Source organism: Simplicispira psychrophila DSM 11588, from assembly GCF_000688255.1.
Lineage (GTDB): Bacteria > Pseudomonadota > Gammaproteobacteria > Burkholderiales > Burkholderiaceae_C > Simplicispira > Simplicispira psychrophila.
This window is the reverse complement of record NZ_JHYS01000011.1, coordinates 24,714-49,178: the sequence shown is the minus strand read 5'-3', so window position 1 is coordinate 49,178 and position 24,465 is coordinate 24,714. Positions and strand designations below refer to the sequence as shown.

The window sequence follows — 24,465 nt, the reverse complement described above, 5'->3', positions numbered from 1 at the left end:
TGGCACTGCACTGGCGGTGGCCATGCCTTGTCGTTTCACCCCGTCGGGGGTGGGGCGTTCCGGCCCGCGCACCAGTCAGATCCTGAAAGCGCGGCGGCACGCACCGCTCTCGTCTTTTTTCGGATAACCCAATGCCTGAATTTTTGCCGCAGCTGATACAACAGCTATTCAACGGCCTCTCGCTGGGTGCGATCTATGCGCTGATTGCCATTGGCTACACGATGGTCTACGGCATCATCGGCATGATCAACTTTGCGCACGGCGAAATCTACATGATCGGTGCTTACGTTGGCCTGATCACCCTCTCGGCCATCGGCACGCAAAGTGGCCTGCCGGTCTACGTCATCATCGGCCTGATGCTGCTGGTGGCCGTGGTCATTACTGGCGTCTATGGTTTTGTGGTGGAACAGGTGGCCTACAAGCCGGTGCGCCACGGCCCGCGCCTGGTAGCCCTGATTTCCGCCATCGGCATGTCCATCTTTTTGCAAAACTGGGTCGCTCTGGGCCAAGGTGCGCGCGATATGGCCGTGCCCTCGCTGATGCCCGGTGCCTTGCGCTTTGGCTCCGACAGCGCCTTTGAAATCTACATCCCCTACACCCGCGTGATGATCATCGTCGTCGCCGTGGCGCTGATGATTGCGCTGACGCTGTACATCAAGCACTCGCGCATGGGCCGCGCCTCGCGGGCCTGCTCGCAGGACATGCACATGGCCAATCTGCTGGGCATCGACACCAACCGCGTGATTTCCTTCACCTTCATCCTGGGCGCCATGCTGGCCGCCGTGGGCGGCGTGCTGATTGCCGTGGCAGTGGGCAAGCTCAATCCGTTCATTGGTTTTCTGGTCGGTATCAAAGCCTTCACCGCCGCCGTGCTCGGCGGCATTGGCAGTATCCCCGGCGCCATGCTCGGCGGCATTCTGCTCGGCGTGGCCGAAACTTTTGCTGCGGCCTATATTTCGTCCGAATACAAGGACATCGTCGCCTTTGGCCTGCTGGTGCTGATCTTGCTGTTCCGCCCGACTGGCCTGCTGGGCAAACCTGAAGTGGAGAAGGTGTGATGCTGCGCCAAACCATACGCCATGCTCTGATCTCCACCGTGCTGACCGCGCTGGTGGTCATTCCCATTTTCAGCCTGCACCTGGAGCGCTCCGGCATGCGCACCGTCATCGTGCCGCAATGGACCACCGTGCTGTGGGCCTGCGCCCTGGTGTTTGTGGTGCAGATGCTGCGCCCCTGGCTGGGCAAGCTGATGCCGCGCCTGCCCTGGCCGCAATTGCCCGCCACCTCAGGGCGCCAGCGCAATGTGCTGATGCTGATCGCCCTGATGGTCGCCATCAGCTGGCCCTTCTTTGCCGGACGCAATGCCGTCGATATCGCCACACTGGCGATGATTTACGTCATGCTTGGCTTAGGCTTGAACATCGTTGTCGGCTTTGCTGGCCTGCTGGACCTGGGTTTTGTCGGCTTCTACGCTGTCGGCGCCTACACCTACGGCCTGCTGTTCCACTGGCTGGGCTGGAGCTTCTGGGAAGCGCTGCCGCTGGCGGGGGCCTTTGCCGCGCTGTTTGGTTTTGTGCTGGGCTTCCCGGTGCTGCGCCTGCGCGGTGACTATCTGGCTATCGTCACGCTGGGTTTTGGTGAAATTATCCGCCTGCTGCTGGTCAACCTGACCGACTGGACCGGCGGCCCGGATGGCATCTCGGGCATCCCTAAACCAACACTGTTCGGTTTTGAGATGACGCGCAGCGCCAGCGTCGAAGGCGCGCAGACCTTGCACCAGGTGCTGGGCCTCGAGTTCAACTCGCTGCATCTGGTGATCTTTCTGTACCTGATGGCGCTGATGCTGGCGGTGGTCACCCTCACCATTTCCAACCGGCTGATCCGGATGCCCATCGGGCGGGCCTGGGAAGCACTGCGTGAAGATGAAATTGCCTGCCGCTCGCTCGGCCTGAACCCGATGAAGATCAAGCTCTCGGCGTTCACGCTGGGCGCCATGTTCGCCGGGCTAGGCGGAGCGTTTTTTGCTGCACGCCAGGGTATCGTCAACCCCGAATCGTTCACTTTCATCGAATCCGCACTGATTTTGGCCATCGTCGTGCTCGGTGGCATGGGCTCGCAGATCGGCGTCATCGTCGCCGCCATCTTAATCACCGTGCTGCCCGAGCTGGCGCGCGAATTCTCTGAGTACCGAATGCTGATGTTTGGCCTGGTGATGATTTTGATGATGGTCTGGCGCCCGCAAGGCCTGCTGCCGATGCAGCGCCACCATGTGGAGGTCAAGCCATGAGCGCCCCGTTGCTTCACATTGATGCCCTGTGCATGCGCTTTGGCGGCCTGCTGGCGGTCGATAACGTCGCCTTCACCCTGCAAGAAGGCGAAATTTTCGCCATCATCGGCCCCAACGGCGCCGGCAAGACCACGGTGTTCAACTGCATCAGCGGTTTTTACCGACCCAGCAGCGGCCGCATTGATCTGGAAGGACAGAGCATTGCCGGCCTGGGCAGCCACACCGTGGCCACGCACGGGCTGGTGCGCACCTTCCAGAACGTGCGCCTGTTCAAGAACATGACGGCCCTTGAGAACCTGCTCGTCGCCCAGCACCGCCACCTGCGCACCTCGCTGCTGGCCGGTCTGTTCAAGACCCGCGCCTACCAAAAGTCCGAGCAGGACGCCATCGACACTGCCATGCAATGGCTCGACTACATGGGCTTGCGCGAGTTCGCCAACCGCGCCGCCGGCAACCTGGCCTATGGCCACCAGCGCCGCTTGGAAATCGCCCGCTGTATGATCACGCGCCCGCGCCTGCTGATGCTCGACGAGCCCGCCGCCGGCCTGAACCCGCAAGAAAAACTCGATCTGCAAGGCCTGATTCAGCGCCTGCGCCAAGAACACAAGGTCACCGTGCTGCTGATCGAGCACGACATGAGCCTGGTAATGGGTGTGTCCGAGCGCATTCTGGTGATGGAACACGGCAAACCGATTGCCCTGGGTACACCCGAAGCCATCCGCAACGACGAACGCGTCATCAAAGCCTACTTGGGAGACGAGTGATGCCCACCACACAACCGATGCTGGAACTGCGCAAAATCACCACCAATTACGGCGCCATCTGCGCCGTCAACGACGTCAGCCTGCACGTCAACCCTGGCGAAATCGTCTCGCTCATCGGCTCCAACGGCGCCGGCAAGACCACCCTGCTGATGACGGTGTGCGGCAACCCGCGCGCCAGCAACGGCTCGGTGTGGTTTGAGGGTGAGAACATCACCAACTTGCCCTCGCACCTGATCATGCGCAAAGGCATTGCCATCTCGCCCGAAGGGCGGCGCGTGTTTCCCGATCTCACGGTAGCGGAAAACCTCAAGATGGGCGGCTTCTTTCTCGACAAGGCCGAGATCGAGGCCGGCATGGAGCATGTCTTTGGCCTGTTTCCGCGCCTGCGGGAGCGCGCCAGTCAGCGCGCCGGCCTGATGTCGGGCGGCGAACAGCAAATGCTGGCCATTGGTCGCGCTCTGATGAGCAAGCCGCGCCTGCTGTTGCTGGACGAACCCACGCTGGGCTTGGCACCGCTGATCATTGCGCAGATTTTTGAGATCATCAAAACCATCCGCAGCGCCGGCGTGACGGTGTTTCTGGTGGAACAAAACGCCAACAAGGCGCTGGCGATTGCCGACCGCGGCTACGTGCTAGAAAACGGCCGCGTGGTGCTGGAAGACAGTGGCGCCAACCTGCTGGTCAACCCGGATGTGCGCAAGGCCTACCTGGGCGCCTGAGTCAGAGGCAGCGCCCTACAGTGCTGCCTATTTAGTCAGCATCAGCGTGCCCTTCATGATGGCGGAGTGGCCCGGGAACGAACAAAAATAGTCATAGGTCTCTCCCATCTTGAGTGCGCTGGTGGCAAAGGTGACCGAGTCGGACTCGCCGCCGCCCACCACCTTGGTATGTGCCATCACACGGGTGTCACCGGTTTTCAGATAATTTTTGTCTAGACCCGCAGCTGCTCCATCGGTGACCACACCGGCCATGGCAGCCGGCTTGGTCAGCACCCAGTTGTGCCCCATTTGCGCCTTGGGCAATTTGCCCACGTGCTTGAGCGTCACCGTGAATTGCTTGCAGCTCTGAGGCACCGTCAGGGTGGCTTTATTGAACTGCATGGCATCGTTGCCGTCGATCTCGGTCTTGCACTCTGCTGCCCAGACGGACGACGATGCCACCAATACCAGGGCCAGGGCGAGCGGTTTCAAATACTGGGTCATCATGACCTCCTTGTAAAAATCAAGAACTACACATACTGCGCCCCCTCACTGACAAGGTTTTTGCAGGTTGTAAGAACTGCACAAGCATTGCCATCTTTTGTGGCCGCCCCCTGCAGTAAGCTCATGCGCCCATATGCCATTCACCTTGTCCGAACCCGCGCACAGCGACCTCACCATTAAAAAAAGCCGTTTTATCGGCTGCGTGCAACCCATGCCTGACCGCGCCAGCGCACAGGCACATGTGGATACGCTGTGGCAACAGCACCCCGGCGCCGCGCACATCTGCTGGGCGCTGCTGGCCGGTGGCCAATCGGCGGCGGTGGACGATGGCGAGCCCGGCGGCACCGCTGGGCGACCGATGCTCGACGTGCTGCGCCACCAAGCCTTGGAAGGCGTGCAGGCCACCGTGGTGCGCTATTTTGGTGGCGTCAAGCTCGGCGCCGGCGGCCTGTTGCGCGCCTACACCGACTGCATCGCCCAGGCCTTGCTGACAGCGATCAAAGTGCCGTTACTGCGCATGACCACCCTGCAATGCATCGTGCCCTATGCCCTCGAAGGCCTGCTGCGCCGCGAAATCGACGCTGCTGGCGCACAGCTGCTGGCCGTGCAGCACGGTTCCCTGGTCACGCTGCAACTGCGCCTGCCAGAAACCCAGTCCAGTACCTTTGTACAGCGCATCAACGACCACGGCCAAGGCCGTGTGGGCTGGACAGAACCAGCAGACTGATATCGCTGCTCGTAGCGTGTCTTTACACACACTACACTTGCGTACATTCTTCCTTTTCCACGGTACGGATACCGAAACAGTCTGCCATGCCGATTCACCCCAGCCACCAGCCTGAAGCCCGTCGAGCCATTCGCACCGTAGGGGCACTATCGGTAGTGCTGCTGCTGCTCTGGTGGCCGCTCTCGCCTGCGAAGGGCGGGGGCGCAACGCATTTTTTGCCCCTGCACTTAGCACTGGAAACGCTGGCCATTGTTGTCGCCGGATTCATTTTTAGCGTCGTCTGGAGCGCGCGGCATGAGCAGTTACCGCGCAACGCCCTGCTATTGGCCTGTGCCTTTCTGGGCGTCAGTCTGCTCGATTTTGGCCACATGCTTTCCTACCAGGGAATGCCGGACTTCATCACCCCCAGCTCCCCGTCCAAGGCCATCAACTTCTGGCTAGCGGCGCGGCTGCTGAGCGCACTGGCCTTGCTCGCCGTCGCCATCCTGCCTTGGAGCACCAGCAACGACAGCGCTCGCCTGCGTCCACTGCCCATGCTGCTACTGGTATTGGCAACAGTGGCAGCCCTGTACGCGCTGCTGCTGTTTTATCCACAGTTCCTGCCGACCACCTTTATTGCAGGCCAGGGACTGCCCCCCTTCAAGATCGCCTTTGAATACATCCTGATCGCGCTCAACCTGGTGGCTGCCGTCCTGCTGCTACGGCAGATGTACCAACCGCACAGCTTTAACGCCAGCGGTCTGTTTGCAGCCGCCGCCATCATGGGCCTGGGTGAATTTTTCTTCACACGCTACGGCAACGTCACCGACACCTACAACCTAGCGGGGCATGTCTACAAAATACTGGCCTACTGCTTTTTGTACCGCGCCGCCTTCGTTGCCACGGTCCAATCGCCCTATGCGCAGTTGCGCACCTCCAAAATGCAACTGCAGGCGATGCTGGATGCACTGCCCGACGTCTTGCTGGAAATGGACGATGAGGGACGCTATCTGCAAGCCCACGTCGGCCACTCCGGCAGCCCGGCTGCCCCGCCAGAAAAATTGCTGGGCAAAACCATGCGCCAGATGCTCTCCCCGCAAAGCGCCCAGACGGCCTACGCAGCATTGGCTGAAGCCCAAGAAAAAGGCTTCTCCCGCGGGCACACTATCTCGGTAAAAACACGCCATAACGAACACTGGTTTGAACTGTCGATCACGCGCCAGGCGCCACCGCCACCGGGGAAGCGCCAGCGCTTTGTCGTCATTTCACGCGACATCACCCAGCGTCGCCGCCAGGAAGAGTCCATGCGCAAACTCTCCCAGGCCGTGTCACAGAGCCCACATCCCCTGGTCATTACCGATCTGCAGGCACACATCGAATTTGTCAACGATGCCTTCCTCCTTGCCAGCGAATACACCTTGGCCGAATTGCTGGGACAAAACCCGCGCATGCTGCAGTCCGGCAAAACCCCAGCAGCGACCTACCGCAACATGTGGGAGCACCTGCAACAAGGCAAATCCTGGCAGGGCGAACTGATCAACCGCAGCAAAAGCGGCCGTGAATACATCGAATCGGTACTGATCTATCCGGTGCGCAACACCGAAGGCGTGGTCACCAGCTACTTGGCCCACAAAGAGGACATGACCGAGCGCAAACAGGCCGCCGCGCACATCCGCCAGCTCTCGCACTACGACCAACTCACCAACCTGCCTAACCGCGCTCTGCTGCGCGAGCGTTTCCAATACGCCATCAGCCAGAGCCAGACCCTGGCCGTGCTGTGGATCGACCTGGACCGCTTCAAGGACGTCAACGACTCGCTCGGCCACAGCGCTGGTGACCTGCTGCTGCTGGAAGTCTCGCTGCGCCTGCGCACGCATCTGCACGACGAAGATACCCTGTCACGCCATTCCGGCGACGACTTTGTCGCCCTGCTGGCCCATACCAGCCAAAGCGAAGCCGCGCAGCGCTGCATCAGCCTGCTGGAGAACCTGGCCCAGCCCATCATGGTGGCAGGACAGGAAGTCTTTCTGACTGCGTCCATCGGAATTGCCATCACCCCCGGCGACGGCGACGATCTCGAAACCCTGCTAAAAAACGCCGAAAACGCCATGTACCGCGTCAAGGACGAAGGGCGCAACAGCTACCGCTTTTTCACCGCCGAGATGCAAGCGCACTCGGCGCGCGCGCTGGAGTTGGGCAACGCCCTCAAGCAAGCCCTGCACCGCAACGAACTGCACCTGGTGTACCAGCCACAAATGGCGCTGGCCGATGGCCGCATCATCGGCGCCGAAGCGCTCCTGCGCTGGACCCATCCGCAACTAGGCTTCATCTCGCCGGGCGAATTCATCCCCCTGGCGGAAGCCAACGGCCTCATCGTGCCGATCGGTGAATGGGTACTGGAAACCGCCCTGCGCCAACTGCGCAACTGGCTCGACCAAGGCCTGCCCAGAATGACCATGGCAGTGAACATCTCGGCCGTGCAATTCAGCCAGGCCGGACTAGCCGACCTGGTACGCCAGATGCTGCAACACACCGGCATCGCCCCCGAATGCCTGGAACTGGAACTGACCGAAGCCGTTGCCATGAAAGCCCCGGAAATCGCTGCCCAGACCATGAAGGAGCTGGGCCAGCAAGGCATCCGCCTGTCGATTGACGACTTTGGTACCGGCTACTCGTCCCTGAGCTACCTGAAGCGCTTCAACATCCACAAGCTCAAAATCGACCAATCCTTTGTGCGCGACATCAGTACCGACCACGACGACCAGGCCATCGCCACGGCCATCGTCCAGATGGCACACAGCCTGGGCATGAGCACCATCGCCGAAGGCGTCGAAACCATCGAACAACTTGAATTTTTGCGCGCACGCGGTTGCGATCAGATACAGGGCTACCACTTCAGCCGCCCCCTGCTACCCCAAGTGTTCGAGCAATTTTTCCGCGACAACCTGAGTGCCCACGCCGAACAAGGCGACCCCGAGCAGACCTTCTCTTCCCACCCCATGGCCGATGAATTTACTATTCAAAAGATAGCTAATACCGCTTAACCAGCCAGCGATACAAGGCATTTCAATGCAAAAACAAGAACCCAGGATGACATGCTATGGTGCCAAGAGCGGCCATTGAAAAACCTTGACCTGGAGATCGCCCATGGACACCCCTTCTCTTGACACCCTGATCATTGGCGCCGGCTCGGCCGGTCTCGCCGCGCTGCGTGAAGTACGCAAGCGCACCGAGCGCTTTGTCCTCATCAACGACGGACCCTACGGCACCACCTGCGCGCGCGTTGGCTGCATGCCCTCCAAACTGCTGATCGAGGCCGCCAACGCCTACCACCAACGCCACACCCTGGGCGAATTCGGCATCACCGGCGCCGACGGCCTGGCGGCCGATCTGCCCGCCGTGCTGCGCCGCCTGCGCCGCCTGCGTGACGACTTTGTCGCCGGCGCACGCCAGATCACCGACGCCCTGGGCGCACGCAGCATCGCCGGGCGCGCGCGCCTGCTCGGGCCGCAGCAAGTGCAGGTCAACGGTACCAGCGGCACCATCTACCACGCCAAAAGCATCATCTTGGCTCCCGGCTCCAAGCCGGTGCTGCCACCCGAATGGCGGGCCCTGGGCGATCGCATCCTCACCACCGACACCCTGTTTGAACAAGCCACTTTGGGCCCACGCATCGCCGTCATCGGCCTGGGGCCGGTCGGCGTCGAACTGGCACAAGCGCTGGCCCGTCTGGGCCTGCAAGTCACCGGCTACGCCACCAGCGAATGGCTCGGCGGCCTCAGCGACCCCGCCGTCAACACCAGCCTGCACGAGGCACTGGCACGCGATTTCAGCCTGCACACCGGACCTGCTGCCACGCTGCACACCATTCCCGATGGCAGCGGCGGCATCAGCGGCATTGAAGTGCGCAGCGGCGAACACCGCAGCGTGGTGGACCACGTACTGGTCGCCATCGGCCGCCGCCCACAGCTGGCCTGCCTCGGGCTGGACACCCTGGGTGTAGCGCTGGACGATAAAGGCATGCCGCCGGTCAACCCGCAAACCATGCAAATTGCCAACCTGCCGGTGTACTTGGCAGGCGACGCACACAACCACCGTCCGCTGCTGCACGAAGCCGCCGACGAAGGCCACATTGCCGGCATGAATGCCCTGGCGCCCGCAACGCGCTGCTACCAGCGCCGCACGCCGCTGGCCATCGTGTTTTCTGACCCCAACGCCGCCGTCATCGGCCAAAGCCTGCGCGCCCTGCAAGCGCAAAGCGATCTCGTGCTGGTCACCGGCAGCATCGACTTTGCCCGCCAAGGCCGCGCACGCGCCAGCCAGCACCACCACGGACGCCTGAACGTCTACGCCGACCAGACCAGTGGCCGCCTGCTGGGCGCCGAACTGTGCGCCCCCGCCGGCGAACACTTGGCCCACCTGCTGGCCCTGGCCATCGACCAACAACTCACCGTCGGGCAACTGCTGGGCATGCCGTTCTATCACCCGGTCCTCGAAGAAGGCCTGCGCACCGCCCTGCGTGATGCGGCACGCCAACTCGACCCTGCCCGCACCTCTGTCCAAGCCTCCGACCTCGCCACCTGCGACGCCATTGGCGCCGAAGCCCTGGATTGACGCACTCGACAGAGCCATTCAGCTCCCCCCTCAAAATGCCGATAACACTGGCATACCCAAAAAAATAACCACCAAGGAAGCACCATGGACATCGCCCTCACCAACAGCATCGTCAGCACCGCCACCGCCATGGCGAGCCAAACCAATTCCGACGCCCTCAACGTCCGTGTGCTGAAAAAAGCCCTCGATATCCAGGCTAACGCGGCCGCCACCCTGCTGCAAGCCCTGCCCCAGCCCCCTGCGCTGGCCAGCTCCGGCAGCGTGGGTACGAAACTCAATACCTTCGCCTGACACCATGGGCCACGATCTCGTCGCCCGCCTTACCCAGGCCCGCAAAACAGCCCGTCTAACGCAAGCCGAACTGGCCGAGCGCGCGGGCCTGAGCCGCATGACGGTGCAGCGCCTCGAAGGCGGCAATCTCGACCCGCGCCTGTCTACCCTGCAGGAACTGGCCCGCGTGCTGGACATGGAGCTGCACGCCGTGCTGGTCGTGCAGCCTGACCACAGCACAGCGGTCCCGGCCATGGACAGCCTGGGCCTGTCCGCCTAAACCTTCCTTGCGCTGAACGCGCTGCGCCCTGTAGCCCTCTTCCGCACAGAAGAGGGCTTGTTGCTGCCGCGCTTTCCGCAGTCTCAGCACTGCAGACACCGACCGCACCGCACCAGCGGCACACGCCCTCATCTGGCGCTGGGAACACAACGCTGCCAGCGAACTGAAGTGGGCAGATCAGCCCACCGGCGCCCCAAACAACGCCCCCACACCTGCCGTAGTGGCCATGGCCAGCGCGCCCCAGAAGGTAACGCGCCCGGCGCCCAGCCAGATGCCCGCACCGCCGGTGTGCGCAGCCAGGGCACCCAACAGGGCCAGAAAGACCAGTGCCGTGCCCGATACCCAGGCCAGCAGGCCACCTGCTGGCGCCACGACCACCACCAGCAGCGGCAAGGCAGCGCCGGCAGCAAAACTGGCGGCGGATGTGAGCGCGGCCTGCACCGGGCGTGCAGCCATGGTTTCCGAGACTTCGAGCTCGTCGCGCGCGTGCGCAGCCAGCGCGTCGTGCGCCATGAGCTGCTGGGCCACCTGCTGCGCCAGCGCAGGGGCCAGACCCCGGCGCTCGTAGATGGTGGCCAGCTCACGCTGTTCGGCCTGCGGGTCGGTGGCCAATTCGCGGCGCTCCCGGTCAAGGTCGGCTTTTTCAGTGTCGGCCTGCGAATGCACTGACACATATTCACCTGCCGCCATCGACATGGCACCAGCCACCAGCCCGGCCACCGCTGTCATGACGATGGCAGAGGGAGTGGCCTGCGCTGCCGCCACGCCCACCACCAAGCTGGCAGTGGAGACAATGCCGTCATTGGCACCCAGCACGGCGGCGCGCAGCCAGCCGATGCGGGCGCTGCGGTGGTGTTCCTGGTGCAGACGGCGCGTGGCAGAGGTCATGGCGGGTTTGGGTCAGCGTCTTGAAGGCTGTCAGGGTACAGGCCAGAACAGCTATTCGTCAATCACCAAATGGACACTGAAATCAAGAGAGGTCAGACTTTCATTTCTCATGTCAAATCACCCCGAAACGCTTATCAATTAAGCGGTAGAAGCTATTTTTTTGATAGCTCATGAGGAGGATTGCGCACAGCACCCCAGTTCCAGCCATAGGGCTTTTGAACGCCTTTTGAGGTACTGAAAGAAGATTTTCAACTCACCGGGCGGAAGCGACACCTGGCCCCGTGACACGCCACACCCCGTTGCCTACGTCATCCGCCACGAGCAGCGCACCGCGCGGGTCGATGGCCACGCCCACTGGACGGCCAAAGGCTTTGCCGTCTTCGCTCAAAAAGCCGGTCAGCACGTCCAACGGCAGGCCGACGGGCTGACCCTTGTCGAACGGCACGAACACCACCTTGTAGCCATTCAATTCCTTGCGATTCCAAGAGCCATGCTCGCCCACAAAGGCACCATTGGCGAGCTGGGGTGCCAGCGCCTGGCCCTGTGCAAACGCCATACCCAGCGGTGCCACATGGCTACCCAGAGCGTAGTCAGGTGCTATTGCCTTGGCCACCAAGTCGGGACGCTGGGGCTGGACGCGTACATCTACATGCTGACCGTAATAGCTGTAAGGCCAGCCGTAAAAGGCGCCGTCCTGCACTGAAGTGAGGTAGTCGGGCACCAGGTCGTTGCCCAGCTCATCGCGCTCGTTGACCACCGTCCACAGGGCGCCGGTGCCGGGTGCCCAGCCCATGCCGTTGGGGTTGCGCAGGCCGCTGGCAAACAGGCGTTTTTTCCCGCTGGCGCGGTCGATCTCCCAAATGGCGGCGCGCCCTGCTTCGGCGGCGATGCCGTTTTCGGCAATGTTGCTGTTCGAGCCGACGGTGGCATAGAGTTTTTTGCCATCGGGGCTGGCGATCAGACTTTTAGTCCAGTGGTGATTGATGTTGCCAGCAGGCAGGTCGGTCAGTGGGGTAGGCGCGCCGGTGAGGGTCGTCTGACCCTCGGTGTACGCAAAGCGCAGCACACCATCGGTGTTGGCGACGTAAAAATCATTACCCACCAGCACCATGCCAAAGGGCGAGTGCAGGTTTTGCACAAAGACGCTGCGCACATCGGCCACGCCGTCGCCGTTGGTGTCGCGCAGCAGCGTGATACGGTCCGCCGAGGCCACACCAGCACCAGCGCGCTGCATCACTTTGCCCATCACCCAGCCCTTGATGCCTTTGTTGTCCTTGTCGGCGTCTTGGCCTTGCTTATCGGGTTTGTTGCTCTCGGCCACCAGCACATCCCCGTTGGGCAACACATACACCCAGCGCGGGTGGTCCAGGCCGCTGGCAAAGGCGGTGACTGTCAGCCCCGCCATGGCGCGCGGACCCTGGCTTTGGGACCAGCCCACCGCCGGGGCAATGTTGACCGTGGGAATGAGGTTTTTTTCTGGCGCTGGCAGCACGGGCGCAGGGCCGACGCCGACCGGGACCCCAGGCGCCTGTGCCGGGCCTGCCATGGAACAACCGAAAGAAAACACGGCGGCAGCGAGTGCACTGCAACGCAAAAAAATAGGCAAACAGGTCATAGGAGCCTCATGAAAATAGGGAATACACCTTTGCGCGATGGTGCAGCAGCTTGGCGCTGTGGGGTGTCAGCTAGCAAGCTGTGTTGCTGTCGGCGCGCTGCGCTAAGGCCGGCCTTTGTGTGTAGGCAGCGGGCTACGCCAAGACGTGACCTGTACTCACGCAGACGCGTCGGTGCCGCTCTTACAGTGAAGGCACTGACATAACTTTTTTAGGAGATTCACATGCCTGTCATTGCCTGGCTTCTCGGTGTTCCAATTACCGTCATTATTTTGCTGATGCTTTTTGGCGTTTTTTAACGCTGCACGTTTCAAGACCAACAGCGCACAGGACATGATGTCCTGTGCGCTTTTTCGTGGCCGTGGCGCCCTAGTGGGCTTGGATCGCCTAACTGCCGGTGCAGGTTTGCACCTGCTCACCCAGGCCGCTGGCACCCAGCCGCACCACGTCACCAGGCTTCAAGAACCATGGCACGGGCTTCTGGCCCAGGCCGACGCCGGCAGGGGTGCCAGTCAGCACGATGTCGCCGGGCTCCAGCGTCATGAACTGGCTGATGTAGGCCAGCACCGTGGGCACGCCAAAAATGAAGTTGCGCGTATGGCCGTCCTGTACGCGCTGGCCGTTGACTTCCAACCACAGAGCGATGGCGTGAGGGTCGGGCACTTCGTCGGCTGTCACCAGCCACGGGCCGATCGGGGCGAAGGTGTCGCATCCCTTGCCCTTGTCCCATTGGCCACCGCGCTCGGTCTGGTAGCTGCGCTCGGAAACATCGTTGGCCAGCACATAGCCAGCGACATGCTGCAAGGCGTCGGCCTCGGTGATGTGGCTGGCACGGGTGCCAATGACGATGCCCAATTCCACCTCCCAGTCGGTCTTTTGTGCGCCGGGGGGAAGGCGCACCGAGTCATTCGGGCCGTTCAGTGCAGTGGTCGCCTTCATGAACAGCACCGGCTCGGTGGGCGCTTGCAAACCGGCTTCGAGCGCGTGGTCGGCGTAGTTCAGGCCGACGCAAACGATCTTGCCGACGCTGCCCACCGGGCAGCCCAGACGCGGCTGGCCATCGACCGCAGGCAGGCGACTGGCATCGATGGTGGTCAGCGCGGCCAGGGTGCGCGGGCTGAGTTGGGCCGGACCAATATCGGGCAACAACATCGACAGATCACGTAGCACGCCTTGCGTATCCACCAGTCCCGCGCGCTCTGCGCCAGCGGGGCCATAACGAACCAGTTTCATGGGTGTCTCCTTGGGTTTTTTGGAATTTTGCTTGGGGTTTGGATTTTGCGCTGACGCACTGAAAATCGTCCGATGCAGGCGTACCATCAAGCGCTTTTTCCGCCTGCTGCAGTCCACCGAATTGCTTTAATTTTGATAGCTTAAAGCGCTTGATGTATATGGGCTGTGAGCCGATTTCATTTAAATTCACCATGCTTTCCCCCCAGTCCGCCTCCCTCACCGACACCCTGGCTGCACCCCGTCCGGCCAATCCTTCAGATCTGTTCTGGTCTTTCACCTGGCTGGCACTGCAGGGTTTTGGCGGGGTTTTGGCCGTGGTGCAGCGCGAACTGGTCGAGAAAAAGCGCTGGATGACAAATGAGGCATTCGTCGAGGACTGGGCTGTAGCCCAGGTGATGCCGGGGCCGAATGTGGTCAATCTGTCGATCATGATCGGCGATCGCTATTTTGGCTGGCGCGGCGCTTTTGCCGCATTGGCGGGGATGCTGACGCTGCCGCTGGTACTGGTGCTGGGCTTAGCACTGGTGTATGCGCATTGGGCGGCGCACCCCGCCGTGGCCGGCGCGCTGCGCGGCATGGGCGCGGTGGCGGCGGGTTTGATTGGTGGCACCGGTCTGAAGCTGGCGATGGCACTGCAAAAGCACCCGCTGGGGCGGCTGTCCAGTGCAGCATTTGCCCTCGCCACCTTTGTCGCCATGGCTTGGCTGCGTGTGCCGCTGCCATGGATGCTGCTGGTGCTGGGCGGCTCGGCCTGCGTGCTGACGTGGCGAAAGATCGCGCCATGAACCTGTCACTGCACACGGCGGACTGGGTTCAGCTATTTTTTTACTATCTGTCGCTGTCGCTGCTGGCCGTCGGCGGTGCCATTGCCACAGCGCCTGATATGCACCGTTTTCTGGTCAGCCAACAAGACTGGATAACCGATGTGCAGTTCAACGCCAGCATTGCCCTGGCACAGGCCGCACCCGGGCCGAATGTGCTGTTCATCGCACTGCTGGGCTGGAACGTCGGCCTGAACGCCGGCGGCCCCGGCGTCAGCGGCTGGGCCTATGGGTTGCTGGGCGCGGCGCTGACCATGGTCGGCATCATGCTACCCAGTTCTACCCTGACCTGGATGGCCACGCGCTGGGCACACCGCCACCGTGACCGGCGCAGCGTACGCGCCTTCAAGCAAGGCATGGCGCCGATCGTCATCGGGCTGGTCCTGTCCACCGCCTGGGTCCTAGGCCGCGCCCAGGGCGCACCGACTACCGACTGGCCGCTGTGGCTGCTGACGGTCGGCGTGATGCTGCTGGTGTGGCGCACCCGGCTGCACATCCTGTGGCTGCTGGGCGCGGGCGCCCTGTTGGGCGCCCTGGGCTGGGTGTAACGGTAAAAACGGGACAATGGCGCTTCGCTGGCTGATCCGCTAATCTGCTGCTCCATTTCACCTCACCTGGGCTTTCCCCATGACAAAACTGTATGTAGCCCTCCTTGGCGCCCTGTTTGCCACCTCAGCCATGGCGGCTGACGCGGAGGTGGAGGCGCTCGTCAGCGGGCGCTGCTCCACCTGCCATGGCGCCAAAGGACATTCAACCTCACCCATCTTTCCCTCGCTGGCCGGGCAGAACCAGGAATACCTGGTCAAGCAATTGCAAGACTTCCGCTCGAAAAAGCGTGTCAGCGAAACCATGGCACCCCAGGCGGCAGACTTGTCGGACAAGAACATTGCCGGCTTGGCGGCATTTTTTGCCAACCAGCCGGCCAAAATCCAGCGGGTGTCAGACACCGACTTGGTGGCGGTGGGACGTTACATCTACACCAAGGGCAATACCTGGTCTGGCGTACCCGCGTGCACCAGTTGCCATGGCGAGAACGCCTATGGCACTGCCACCTTGCCGCGTCTGGCTGGGCAAAACACGCGCTATCTGCTGTCGCAGCTGAAAGACTTCAACCAGCGCACCCGCACCAACGACAACGAGGCCATGCATCTGGTGGCCTCGCGCCTGACGGAAATGGAAACCCAGGCCGTAACGAGCTACTTGGGGCAACTGCCCTGAGGTTGCGCTTTATCCGCCGCGCTGGCGCAGTGCTTCATACAAACACACGCCGCTGGCGACCGAGACGTTCAGGCTCTCGACAGCGCCCTTCATCGGGATGCTGACCAACGCGTCGCAGGTTTTGCGCGTCAGCTGGCGCATACCGTCGCCTTCGGCACCCAGCACCAGCGCCACCGGGCCTTTCAGGTCAGCCTGGTAGATGGTTTGTGGCGCATCGTCGCTGGTACCAATGATCCAGATGTTGCGCTCCTTGAGTTCTTTCAGCGTGCGCGCCAAATTGGTCACCATGAAATACGGCACGGTTTCAGCTGCACCGCTGGCCACCTTGGCCACGGTGGCGTTGACGCCCACGGCGTGGTCTTTAGGGGCAATCACAGCATGGGCACCGGCACCGTCGGCCACGCGCAGGCAGGCGCCCAGATTGTGCGGATCGGTCACGCCATCCAGCACCAGCAACAGTGGCTGATCAATGCCAGCGGCTTCGAGGTCTTCAAGCAGTTCGTCCAGCGAGGTGACCTGCGCTACCGCTTCAACGCGTGCCGCCACACCCTGGTGGCCGTGGCTGCCAGCCAGTTTGGCAATGCGCACGCTGTCGGCTTCGATCAGGCGGGCACCGGCTTCGTTGGCACGGTCGAGAAACTGGCGCATCCGCGCATCGCGGCGCGTCACTTCGTAGTAGATCTCGATGATGGATTTGGGGGCGGTCTTGAGACGCACGCCCACGGCATGGAAGCCGAAAAGGACTTTGGGGGAGGACATGGGGCGCGATTATCCGGGCATTGTCCTACTGTCCCCGCCATACACCCGCCCTTGGGGGTACAAGGGTTTGCGCTTGGCAGGGTGCAAACACCGCCTAGAATCGCGCTCTTTCACGAATCCCGCGTTGACACGGCGCTTTGCCTACGCCTTTTTTTACGCCTTTTGCTGCGCCTTGCGGGGCGCCGCTGACAGCGCCGTGACGCGTGGTTTGTGGGGCTTGGCGAATGATTCGTCGGCTTTTTCCATGGCTGCCGGCGGCGGTGGGGTGCACAGCGTGGCCCTGCCATACGCCGGCCTTACCTGAGTTTTCACCCCATGACTTCCAATCCTCTGCTGCGCTGGGCCCAGCGCACCAGTCTGGTCACACAAATTGTGATCGCCCTATTGGCCGGCGTCGCCCTGGCCGTGCTATTTCCAAATGCCACGCCCAAAGTGGCCATTCTGGGCACGCTGTTCATATCGGCACTCAAGGCAGTGGCACCGGTACTGGTGTTCATTCTGGTGGTTGCGGCCATCAGCAACCACAGACCCGGCCAGGCCACGCATCTGCGGCCGGTGCTGGCGCTGTATCTGGTGGGCACGCTGTCAGCGGCCATCGTCGGCGTCACGGCCAGCATGTGGTTTCCGTCCACGCTGGTACTGCAAGGCGCCGCCGAGGCAGCCAATGGCCCGACGCGCATCCAAGACGTCATGCTGACCTTGCTGATGAATGTGGTGGACAACCCGGTGCGCGCCCTGATGAATGCCAACTACATCGGCATTCTGGCCTGGGCCGTAGCGTTTGGCATGGCCCTGCGCCACGCCAGCGCCGGCACCCGCGCTGTCATGGCCGATCTGTCGGCTGGCATCACGCTCATCATTCAATTGGTGATCCGCTTTGCCCCGCTGGGTATTCTGGGTCTGGTGGCCAGCACTTTTTCCGAAGCTGGCGAGCAGGCGCTATGGGGCTACGCGCACCTGCTGGGTGTGCTGATGGGCTGCATGGTGTTTGTCGCCCTGGTGGTCAATCCCCTGATTGTCTTTGCCGTGCTGCGCAACAACCCCTATCCGCTGGTGTTCACCTGCCTGCGCGAGAGCGGCGTGACGGCGTTCTTCACGCGCAGTTCGGCCGCCAATATTCCCATCAACCTGGCACTGGCCAAGCGCCTAAATCTGAACGAGGACACCTACAGCATCGCCATTCCGCTGGGTGCCACCATCAATATGGCCGGCGCCGCCATCACCATCAGCGTGCTGTCGCTGGCCGCCGTGCACACCCTGGGCATTGCCGTGGATGTGCCGACGGCGCTGCTGCTGTGCGTGGTGGCAGCGGTGTGCGCCTGCGGCGCATCAGGCGTGGCCGGTGGCTCGCTGCTGCTGATTCCCTTGGCGTGCAGCCTGTTTGGCATTTCCAACGATGTCGCCATGCAGGTCGTGGCAATTGGTTTCATCATCGGCATCTTGCAAGATTCAGCCGAGACGGCGCTCAATTCATCCACTGATGTGCTGTTCACCGCCGTGGCCTGCCGCGCGGCAGAGCGCCCACTGGCGCGCTGACAGCCACGCTGGCCGCTGAGCTGCGGTCAGCTCTTGTCAGCCCGTGGCCTGGCCGGCCTCGATAGTGATGACACGCTCGCAGCGCTGCGCAATGGCGCGGTCGTGGGTCACCAGTACCAGCGTAGTGCCCTGCTCGCGGTTCAGATCAAACATCAGCTGCATGATGGTTTCACCGGTGGCGAAGTCCAAACTACCGGTAGGTTCATCGGCCAGCAGTACCGCCGGCTGCATGACAAAGGCCCGCGCCAGCGCCACGCGCTGCTGCTCGCCGCCGCTGAGCACCTTGGGGTAATGGCCCAGGCGCTGACTGAGACCAACATGGGTCAGCATCTCAGTCGCGGCTTTACGCGCATCGCGCCGGTCGGCCAGTTCCAGCGGCAGCATGACGTTCTCTAACGCTGTCAGGTTGCCCATGAGCTGGAAGCTCTGAAACACAAAACCGATTTTTTGTGCCCGCAGCGCCGCCCGACCGTCTTCGTCCAGCACAAACAGGTCTTGGCCCGCCAACCGCACCGTGCCGCGCGTAGGCGTGTCCAGCCCGGCAATGATCGACAGCAAGGTGCTTTTGCCCGAGCCGGACGCGCCCACAATAGCGACAGTCTCCCTGGGCGCCAGCTGGAAGTCGATATCCCGCAAAATATCGAGCGTACCGGTGGAATCGGTGACGGATTTGTACACATGCTCTACCGCGATCAGGGGCGTGGCAGGTATCGCAGAGGATTCGCTCATGAAAGGCCTTGTACTTTGAATCAAAACACTCAAAACGCTCAAAGCGCCGAAAGCGCCGAAAACGTATATCGACGTGACTTTATCGTTTGGCTGTCCAGTGCCGCCGCTGTGGTGTGCCCTATGCCAGCTTGGGCCCAAAAATCGCAGACGGCCCCCACGGCCAAGACAGGCAGCAAGCCAGCGGCCACTACGCAAACCATTTTGGTGCTGGGCGATTCGCTGAGCGCCGAATATGGCTTGGCACGCGGCGCAGGCTGGGTGGCTTTGCTGGAAAAACGCCTGCAGGCAGAAAAAATCGCCGCCACCGTGGTCAACGCCAGTGTGAGCGGCGACACCACTTCAGGGGGACGTTCGCGCCTGGGCGCCCTACTGGCGCTGCACCAGCCAAGCGTCGTGGTCATCGAACTGGGCGGCAACGACGCCTTGCGCGGTCTGCCGCTAAAAAATACAGAAGAAAATTTATCGGCAATGGTGCAAGCAGCACAAAAAACGGGCGCCAAAGTGTTGCTGATCGGCATGCAATTGCCTCCCAACTACGGCAGCGATTACGCCAGCCGGTTCGTGCATATTTTTGACTCGGTCGCGCAAAAAAACAAAACGGCACTAGTGCCGTTCTTGCTCAAGGGGATTGCGGACAAGATCGACGCTATGGCGCTGTTTCAGCCCGACCGGATCCACCCCTTGGCACAAGCACATCCGCAAATGCTGGATAACGTATGGCCAGCGCTGCGCAAGCTATTGCGCTAAGCAAAACCAGGGCTGATCAGCCGGGTTGACTGCCTTCACCGTCTGGAGCAGACGGGACGATTTCCGCGCTCTGGAAATCGCCATCTTGTGGCTGGGGAGAATAGCCATCAGGCCGCTGCGGAGCAGTTTTAGCCCGCACTTTTTCTTCTTTTTTCTTCTTTTTGGCCAGCTCGCGCTGGCGCTTTTCGTAGCCGTAATTAGGTGTAGCCAAGGTGTAAGGTCTCCAAAGTTATCGGGCACTGTAACAGCTTGGTCTGCAGGTGTCGCCGCAAAAAGCGTATCCACCTTATCCTGCCTCCCGCTGCGCAGTCAGAACCGGGGGTAAAGTTCAAAGCGGCCCAAACGCCTGTTCGAGTGCCTGCGTCAAGTCACGCTGCAGATCCTGCACCGCCTCCAGACCAATGGAAAAGCGCACCACGGTGCCCGGTTGCAGCTGCGGCGAAGGCCGCTGGCGCATGGAATCAAGCGCGTACGGTACCACCAGACTGATGGGCCCACCCCAGCTGTAGCCAATTTTGAACAGTTGCAATGCATCGCAAAACGCATCGACCTGCGCCTGGCTGTAGCGCGTATCGATCACCACACTGAACAAACCCGCCGCCGCGCCCTCACCGCCCTGCGCTGCGCCGCACAGTGCCTGCCAATGGGCATGGCCGGGCGACCCGAGCAGGGCAGGATGCAGCACCTGCACCACCGGTCTTTGCTGCTGCAGCCAACGCGCCAGCGTGCGCGCCGCTGCGTCATGGGCGCGGTAACGCAGTTCAATGGTGGGCAGGGAGCGCAGCACCGCCTCGGCATCGTTGGCGCCTACTCCCAAGCCCAGATGCATATGCAACTCCTGAATGCGGCAGTGCAGTGCAGCGCTGCGCGTCATGACACTGCCCATCAGCACATCACCGCCACCGCTGGGGTATTTGGTCAAGGCATGGATGGAAATATCTACGCCCAGATCGTGGCTGCCATCGCCGCTCAGGTCAAAGGGTGCAAATGCCAGCCCGGCCCCCCAGGTGTTGTCCAGCGCCGTAATGACGCCGCGCGCGCGGCACAGGCGCACCATTTCGGGCAGATCAGGGAATTCAAGCGTGACAGAGCCAGGCGATTCAAGCCACACCAGGCGCGTGGCTGGCGTGATTTTGGCAGCCAGATCAGCCACATCGAGCGCGTCGTACAACACATGGCGAATGCCAAACTGCGCCAGGGTCGCCTCGGCCATCGACTTGTTCGGGCCGTAGGCGTTGTCGGGGATGAGCACCTCGTCACCGGTTTTGAGCAGCGCCAGCGACACATTGGCAATGGCCGCCAGACCGCTGGGTACCAGCACGCATTGCAAACCGCCTTCCAGCGCACACAAGCGCTCTTCCAAGGTGAAGGTGGTGGGCGTGCCATGCAAGCCGTAGGTGTAGCCGCTTTTGTCTTTCCACTGGCGCGAGCGCAGAGCGGCAATGCTCGGAAAAATCACCGTTGAGGCTTTGTGCACGGCGATGGCCGGTGCCACAAAGCCTTCGGGGGCGACGTAATCGTGGTGAATGATACGGGTGGACAGGTGCTGGGCAAGATCTTTCATGCCGTGATGGTAGCGTCAGCAGACACTGACAACAGCCACCACACTGCCCGCTCAGCTCGCTTGCACGGTAAGTTGGTTGACGACCGAACTGACGCCCTTGACGCCTTGGGCAATGCTGCTGGCGCGGTCTTTGGCTTCTTGCGTAGGAGCGGGACCTTTCAGTGTCACAACGCCGTTGCTGGTATCAACATCAATCCTTAAGGCGCTGAGGGCCGAGTCTTGCGCCAGTCCAGCCGAGACGCGTGCCGTGATCGATACATCGTCCATCAGCTCCATACTCGAGTTGCCGGCCTCGCGTGCAGCTTGCGCCGCATCGTGCGCTACTGCCTCGGTTTTGGTCTGTGCCGACGACAGGGCTCTTTCCGCATCCACTTTGGCATTTTCTGCGGCACGTTGCGTTTTATCGACTGCGGAATCAAGCCTTTCGCCTGCCGTAGGCTCTTTCATCTTGTCGCAAGCGGCCAGCCCCAAAGCCAGGGCGCTGACGGCCAGCCAACCGACGATACGGACATTGGGACGATGGAGAACGGTTTTTTTTAGCATCATGCAGCTCCTTGAACGTGTGAATACACTGCACTCTAGGGGGCTGGTACCCCCATGACGGGTCAGAAACCACCCAACCCCTTGTAGGACGGTAACGACAACCTGCCCGCTTTGCGTCCGATACGACCATCCCTTGTATGTCCACCCCGTCCCATTTTCAACGCTGGTTTCCTTTTCTGATTTGGCCCCGGCCTAACGGCCCCTTACTGCGTGGCGAATTCTGGGCCGGCATGACGGTGGGGCTGATGCTGGTACCGCAAGGCGTGGCTTATGCCGCCCTGGCCGGAATGCCTTTGGTGACCGGCATTTATGCCTCGCTGCTGCCGGCTATCGTGGCCGTGCTGTGGAGTTCTTCGACCCGGCTGGGCGTCGGCCCGACGGCTCTGACCAGTCTGCTCATCGGCACCTCGCTTACCGGTCTAGCCGAACCCGGCAGTGCGCAGTGGGTGGCCTTGGCGGTTTGGATGGCTCTGCTGTCGGGCGCATTGCAACTCGTGCTGGGCGTGGTGCGCTTTGGCTGGCTGCTGCAGCTGGTCACCTCGCCGGTGCTGGGCGGCTTCACCCAGGCAGCAGCCTGGCTGATCCTGGCATCGCAATTGCCCGCCCTGACCGGCCTGAACGTGCCGCTGGAAAGCTTACTCACCACACCGCAATGGTCCCACTTTGATGCGGGCGCCGCCGGCTTTGGCCTGGGCAGCGTGGCGGCGCTGGTCCTGTCCAAGCGCCAGTGGCCACAGTTTCCAGCGGTGATTGTCATCATGGGGGCCGCCGGCGCCTTAAGTTGGGCGCTGGGCTATGCCGAGGGAGGTGGCAAAGTGGTGGGCACCCTGCCAGCCGGTTTACCGCATTTTTACTGGCCCGGCATTCTGTCCTGGGACCACCTGAGCGCGCTCATCATGCCGGTGCTGGTGGTCACGCTGGTGAGTTTTCTGGAGACGGCGTCCAGCGCCAAGGTCGATCACCAAAGCGGGGGCACGCGCTGGAATGAAAACCAGGATTTGATCGCCCACGGTATGGCCAAAATCAGCTCGGGCTTGTGCGGCAGTTTTGCTACCAGCGCTTCGTTCTCCCGCTCGGCTATCAACCTGTATGCCGGTGCACGCACCGGCTGGGCCAGCATTTTTGCCACGGCGCTGGTGCTGGTGGCGCTGCTGTGGCTGATGCCGGCGCTCTACCACGTACCGCAGGCGGTGCTGGCCGCCGTGGTGGTCACGGCCATCACCGGACTCATCAAACCCAGCATGTTTGCCCAGCTGTGGCGCATCTCGCGCATCGAGGCGTCCATCAGCGCCACCACCTTCGCCGTGACCTTGGCCACGGCGCCGCGCCTGTATTGGGGCGTGTTGGTGGGTTTGCTGATCAACTTGAGCCATTTTTTGTACCAACGCCTGCATCCGCGCATCATTGAAGTCGGGCTGCATCCCGATGGCAGCCTGCGCGATCGCCACTTGTGGCACCTACCGGCGCTGGCACCCGACGTGCTGGCGCTGCGCATGGACGCAGCACTGGACTTTGCCTCGGCCAGTGCACTGGAGCGCGCTCTGGCCGAGCGCCTGGATGCACAGCCGCAAGTACGCCATGTCTGCCTGTTTGCCCAGTCCATCAACCGCATTGACGTCACTGGGGTGGAAAGCTTTGTCCGCATCGAAGCGCTAGTGCGATTCCATGGCAGCACACTGCATGTCAGCGGCTTGAAGCTGCCTGTAGAAGAAGTATTGCTGCGTGCCCAGGTTCTACGGCCAGATCAGCATTTGCGCATCTATCGCTCTGACGCTGCAGCTATACACGCACTGCAACAACCATCCCCCGAAAAGAGCGGTGAAATAGGCGTTGTACCGAAGACGTAAAGCCTGCCCAGGGACAAATAAAAGCCAACCGCAAGGTTACACTTACTCCAACTTCTTTTGCTTTATCTGTGTCCAACTCTGCGTCCTCCAAACCCCTTTATCTGCACGATTTGCGTCTGGAAACAGCTATCGCGTTGGTAGAGCAGGCCGACGGCATTGCTGCCCCTCCTGCGCAGGCTTCACCCACGGTCTATCTGCAAAGCCTGATCGATGGCTTGTGCGAGTTGTCGTTGCGTGATCCCCTGACGGGGTTGGCCAACCGGCGCCACTTTCGCTCGGTGCTGGAACGCGAAATCGATCGCGTCACACGCTCCGGCGAAGCAGCACTGCTATTGATGTTGGACATTGACCATTTCAAGCACGTCAACGACACCTACGGCCATCCCGCCGGCGACCTCGTCTTGCAGGCCGTGGCACAAACCCTGAACGCCTGCGTGCGCCCCATGGACACCCTGGCGCGCTACGGCGGCGAAGAATTTGCCGTCGTCCTGCCCGCCTGCCAAGGACCTTTTGGCCAAGCCGTGGCGGAACGTATCCGGCGCGCCATCGAAACCACCGTAGTGCAAGTGGCCCCCCACAAAAAATTGTGCGTCACTGTCAGCATTGGCGGCGCGTTTGCGCTGCAATGGGTGCGCTCGACCACCACGCTCTGGACGGACCGCGCCGACCACCAGCTCTACCAAGCAAAGACCACCGGCCGCAACCGTGTGTGCATTGAGGCGCAGCCCAACAGCACCGTCAGTGCCGAAGAAAAGAGCCTGCTGTTTGGTCCGCTCTACTCCCCCTCAGACTGGGGCGACTTGCCGCCTTTACCTAGCCCCGATGGCGCCTACTGAAAGCGATG

The 24,465-nt window shown here is 61.9% G+C and carries 25 protein-coding genes; 16 read left to right on the top strand and 9 right to left on the bottom strand.

Annotated features, from left to right (window positions below; translation table 11 throughout):
* Nucleotides 1-131 precede the first annotated feature (131 nt).
* Genes livH through Q390_RS0111965 form a run of 4 tightly spaced genes read left to right on the top strand, consistent with a single transcriptional unit; the run spans nucleotide 132 to nucleotide 3,770 of the window.
* The gene (gene livH, locus Q390_RS0111980; RefSeq protein WP_027996272.1) at nucleotides 132-1,058 is read left to right on the top strand and encodes a high-affinity branched-chain amino acid ABC transporter permease LivH; all 927 of its coding nucleotides are present in this window, start codon (nucleotides 132-134) and stop codon (nucleotides 1,056-1,058) included.
* Nucleotides 1,058-2,287, top strand: coding sequence for a high-affinity branched-chain amino acid ABC transporter permease LivM (locus Q390_RS0111975; RefSeq protein ID WP_027996271.1), 1,230 nt, complete (start codon nucleotides 1,058-1,060; stop codon nucleotides 2,285-2,287). The genes livH and Q390_RS0111975 overlap by 1 nt, the downstream gene beginning before the upstream one ends.
* Entirely contained in the window at nucleotides 2,284-3,051 is a 768-nt protein-coding gene (gene livG / locus Q390_RS0111970; protein WP_027996270.1) for a high-affinity branched-chain amino acid ABC transporter ATP-binding protein LivG, read from the top strand. Before Q390_RS0111975 ends, livG begins: the two co-directional genes overlap by 4 nt.
* A 17-nt stretch (nucleotides 3,052-3,068) precedes the next feature.
* Nucleotides 3,069-3,770 (top strand): ABC transporter ATP-binding protein, encoded by a 702-nt coding sequence (locus Q390_RS0111965; protein ID WP_027996269.1) that lies wholly within the window; start codon nucleotides 3,069-3,071, stop codon nucleotides 3,768-3,770.
* 27 nt (nucleotides 3,771-3,797) lie between these two features.
* Here the strand turns inward: Q390_RS0111965 and azu are convergent, their stop codons facing one another.
* Nucleotides 3,798-4,253, bottom strand: coding sequence for an azurin (azu, locus tag Q390_RS0111960; protein WP_027996268.1), 456 nt, complete (start codon nucleotides 4,251-4,253; stop codon nucleotides 3,798-3,800).
* Nucleotides 4,254-4,386: 133 nt separating this feature from the next.
* On the opposite strand from azu, the gene Q390_RS0111955 reads away from it, so the two are divergent.
* The 5 genes from Q390_RS0111955 to Q390_RS18355 all read left to right on the top strand — a co-directional run bounded on the left by Q390_RS0111955 (nucleotide 4,387) and on the right by Q390_RS18355 (nucleotide 10,123).
* Nucleotides 4,387-4,980, top strand: coding sequence for an IMPACT family protein (locus Q390_RS0111955; protein ID WP_027996267.1), 594 nt, complete (start codon nucleotides 4,387-4,389; stop codon nucleotides 4,978-4,980).
* Between the two features lie 86 nt (nucleotides 4,981-5,066).
* Nucleotides 5,067-8,003, top strand: coding sequence for an EAL domain-containing protein (locus Q390_RS18360; protein ID WP_084153894.1), 2,937 nt, complete (start codon nucleotides 5,067-5,069; stop codon nucleotides 8,001-8,003).
* Between the two features lie 103 nt (nucleotides 8,004-8,106).
* Nucleotides 8,107-9,573, top strand: coding sequence for a dihydrolipoyl dehydrogenase (locus tag Q390_RS0111945; RefSeq protein WP_027996266.1), 1,467 nt, complete (start codon nucleotides 8,107-8,109; stop codon nucleotides 9,571-9,573).
* An 84-nt stretch (nucleotides 9,574-9,657) separates the two neighbouring features.
* Nucleotides 9,658-9,864 (top strand): YjfB family protein, encoded by a 207-nt coding sequence (locus Q390_RS0111940; protein ID WP_027996265.1) that lies wholly within the window; start codon nucleotides 9,658-9,660, stop codon nucleotides 9,862-9,864.
* 4 nt (nucleotides 9,865-9,868) lie between these two features.
* The gene (locus tag Q390_RS18355; protein ID WP_084153893.1) at nucleotides 9,869-10,123 is read left to right on the top strand and encodes a helix-turn-helix transcriptional regulator; all 255 of its coding nucleotides are present in this window, start codon (nucleotides 9,869-9,871) and stop codon (nucleotides 10,121-10,123) included.
* 177 nt (nucleotides 10,124-10,300) lie between these two features.
* Here Q390_RS18355 and Q390_RS0111930 read toward each other — a convergent pair whose 3' ends face one another.
* The 3 genes from Q390_RS0111930 to Q390_RS0111920 all read right to left on the bottom strand — a co-directional run bounded on the left by Q390_RS0111930 (nucleotide 10,301) and on the right by Q390_RS0111920 (nucleotide 13,857).
* Entirely contained in the window at nucleotides 10,301-11,011 is a 711-nt protein-coding gene (locus tag Q390_RS0111930) for a VIT1/CCC1 transporter family protein (protein WP_027996264.1), read from the bottom strand.
* A gap of 253 nt (nucleotides 11,012-11,264) precedes the next feature.
* Nucleotides 11,265-12,626 carry a PQQ-dependent sugar dehydrogenase gene (locus Q390_RS0111925; RefSeq protein ID WP_084153892.1) on the bottom strand — a complete coding sequence of 454 codons (1,362 nt, stop codon included), beginning with the start codon at nucleotides 12,624-12,626 and terminating at the stop codon, nucleotides 11,265-11,267.
* Between the two features lie 385 nt (nucleotides 12,627-13,011).
* Nucleotides 13,012-13,857 carry a fumarylacetoacetate hydrolase family protein gene (locus tag Q390_RS0111920; protein WP_027996262.1) on the bottom strand — a complete coding sequence of 282 codons (846 nt, stop codon included), beginning with the start codon at nucleotides 13,855-13,857 and terminating at the stop codon, nucleotides 13,012-13,014.
* Nucleotides 13,858-14,048: 191 nt separating this feature from the next.
* Here Q390_RS0111920 and Q390_RS0111915 point away from each other — a divergent pair, with 191 nt between their 5' ends.
* From Q390_RS0111915 to Q390_RS18350, 3 genes are all read left to right on the top strand, one after another.
* The gene (locus Q390_RS0111915; RefSeq protein WP_027996261.1) at nucleotides 14,049-14,642 is read left to right on the top strand and encodes a chromate transporter; all 594 of its coding nucleotides are present in this window, start codon (nucleotides 14,049-14,051) and stop codon (nucleotides 14,640-14,642) included.
* Entirely contained in the window at nucleotides 14,639-15,226 is a 588-nt protein-coding gene (locus Q390_RS0111910) for a chromate transporter (RefSeq protein ID WP_027996260.1), read from the top strand. Before Q390_RS0111915 ends, Q390_RS0111910 begins: the two co-directional genes overlap by 4 nt.
* Before the next feature lie 79 nt (nucleotides 15,227-15,305).
* Nucleotides 15,306-15,896, top strand: a complete 591-nt coding sequence (locus Q390_RS18350) for a c-type cytochrome (protein WP_037472891.1) — start codon at nucleotides 15,306-15,308, stop codon at nucleotides 15,894-15,896.
* 9 nt (nucleotides 15,897-15,905) lie between these two features.
* Here Q390_RS18350 and rlmB read toward each other — a convergent pair whose 3' ends face one another.
* Nucleotides 15,906-16,655 (bottom strand): 23S rRNA (guanosine(2251)-2'-O)-methyltransferase RlmB, encoded by a 750-nt coding sequence (gene rlmB, locus Q390_RS0111900; RefSeq protein ID WP_027996259.1) that lies wholly within the window; start codon nucleotides 16,653-16,655, stop codon nucleotides 15,906-15,908.
* A 315-nt stretch (nucleotides 16,656-16,970) separates the two neighbouring features.
* On the opposite strand from rlmB, the gene sstT reads away from it, so the two are divergent.
* Nucleotides 16,971-18,191, top strand: coding sequence for a serine/threonine transporter SstT (gene sstT, locus Q390_RS0111890; RefSeq protein ID WP_027996257.1), 1,221 nt, complete (start codon nucleotides 16,971-16,973; stop codon nucleotides 18,189-18,191).
* A gap of 36 nt (nucleotides 18,192-18,227) precedes the next feature.
* On the opposite strand, the gene Q390_RS0111885 is transcribed toward sstT, so the two are convergent.
* Nucleotides 18,228-18,920: an ABC transporter ATP-binding protein gene (locus tag Q390_RS0111885; RefSeq protein WP_027996256.1), complete on the bottom strand. Its 693-nt coding sequence runs from the start codon at nucleotides 18,918-18,920 to the stop codon at nucleotides 18,228-18,230.
* Nucleotides 18,921-19,040: 120 nt separating this feature from the next.
* Here Q390_RS0111885 and Q390_RS0111880 point away from each other — a divergent pair, with 120 nt between their 5' ends.
* The gene (locus Q390_RS0111880) at nucleotides 19,041-19,667 is read left to right on the top strand and encodes an arylesterase (RefSeq protein WP_211250458.1); all 627 of its coding nucleotides are present in this window, start codon (nucleotides 19,041-19,043) and stop codon (nucleotides 19,665-19,667) included.
* 16 nt (nucleotides 19,668-19,683) lie between these two features.
* Here the strand turns inward: Q390_RS0111880 and Q390_RS0111875 are convergent, their stop codons facing one another.
* The 3 genes from Q390_RS0111875 to Q390_RS0111865 form a co-directional block, all read right to left on the bottom strand.
* On the bottom strand, nucleotides 19,684-19,878 hold the full coding sequence (locus Q390_RS0111875) for a hypothetical protein (protein ID WP_027996254.1): 195 nt from the start codon (nucleotides 19,876-19,878) through the stop codon (nucleotides 19,684-19,686).
* A gap of 117 nt (nucleotides 19,879-19,995) precedes the next feature.
* The gene (locus Q390_RS0111870) at nucleotides 19,996-21,231 is read right to left on the bottom strand and encodes a PLP-dependent transferase (RefSeq protein WP_027996253.1); all 1,236 of its coding nucleotides are present in this window, start codon (nucleotides 21,229-21,231) and stop codon (nucleotides 19,996-19,998) included.
* A 51-nt stretch (nucleotides 21,232-21,282) separates the two neighbouring features.
* Nucleotides 21,283-21,774, bottom strand: coding sequence for a BON domain-containing protein (locus Q390_RS0111865; RefSeq protein WP_027996252.1), 492 nt, complete (start codon nucleotides 21,772-21,774; stop codon nucleotides 21,283-21,285).
* Between the two features lie 137 nt (nucleotides 21,775-21,911).
* On the opposite strand from Q390_RS0111865, the gene Q390_RS0111860 reads away from it, so the two are divergent.
* Nucleotides 21,912-23,621 (top strand): SulP family inorganic anion transporter, encoded by a 1,710-nt coding sequence (locus Q390_RS0111860; protein ID WP_027996251.1) that lies wholly within the window; start codon nucleotides 21,912-21,914, stop codon nucleotides 23,619-23,621.
* 68 nt (nucleotides 23,622-23,689) lie between these two features.
* Complete coding sequence (locus Q390_RS0111855; protein WP_027996250.1) at nucleotides 23,690-24,457, top strand: GGDEF domain-containing protein; 768 nt, start codon at nucleotides 23,690-23,692, stop codon at nucleotides 24,455-24,457.
* The last annotated feature ends 8 nt before the right edge of the window (nucleotides 24,458-24,465 follow it).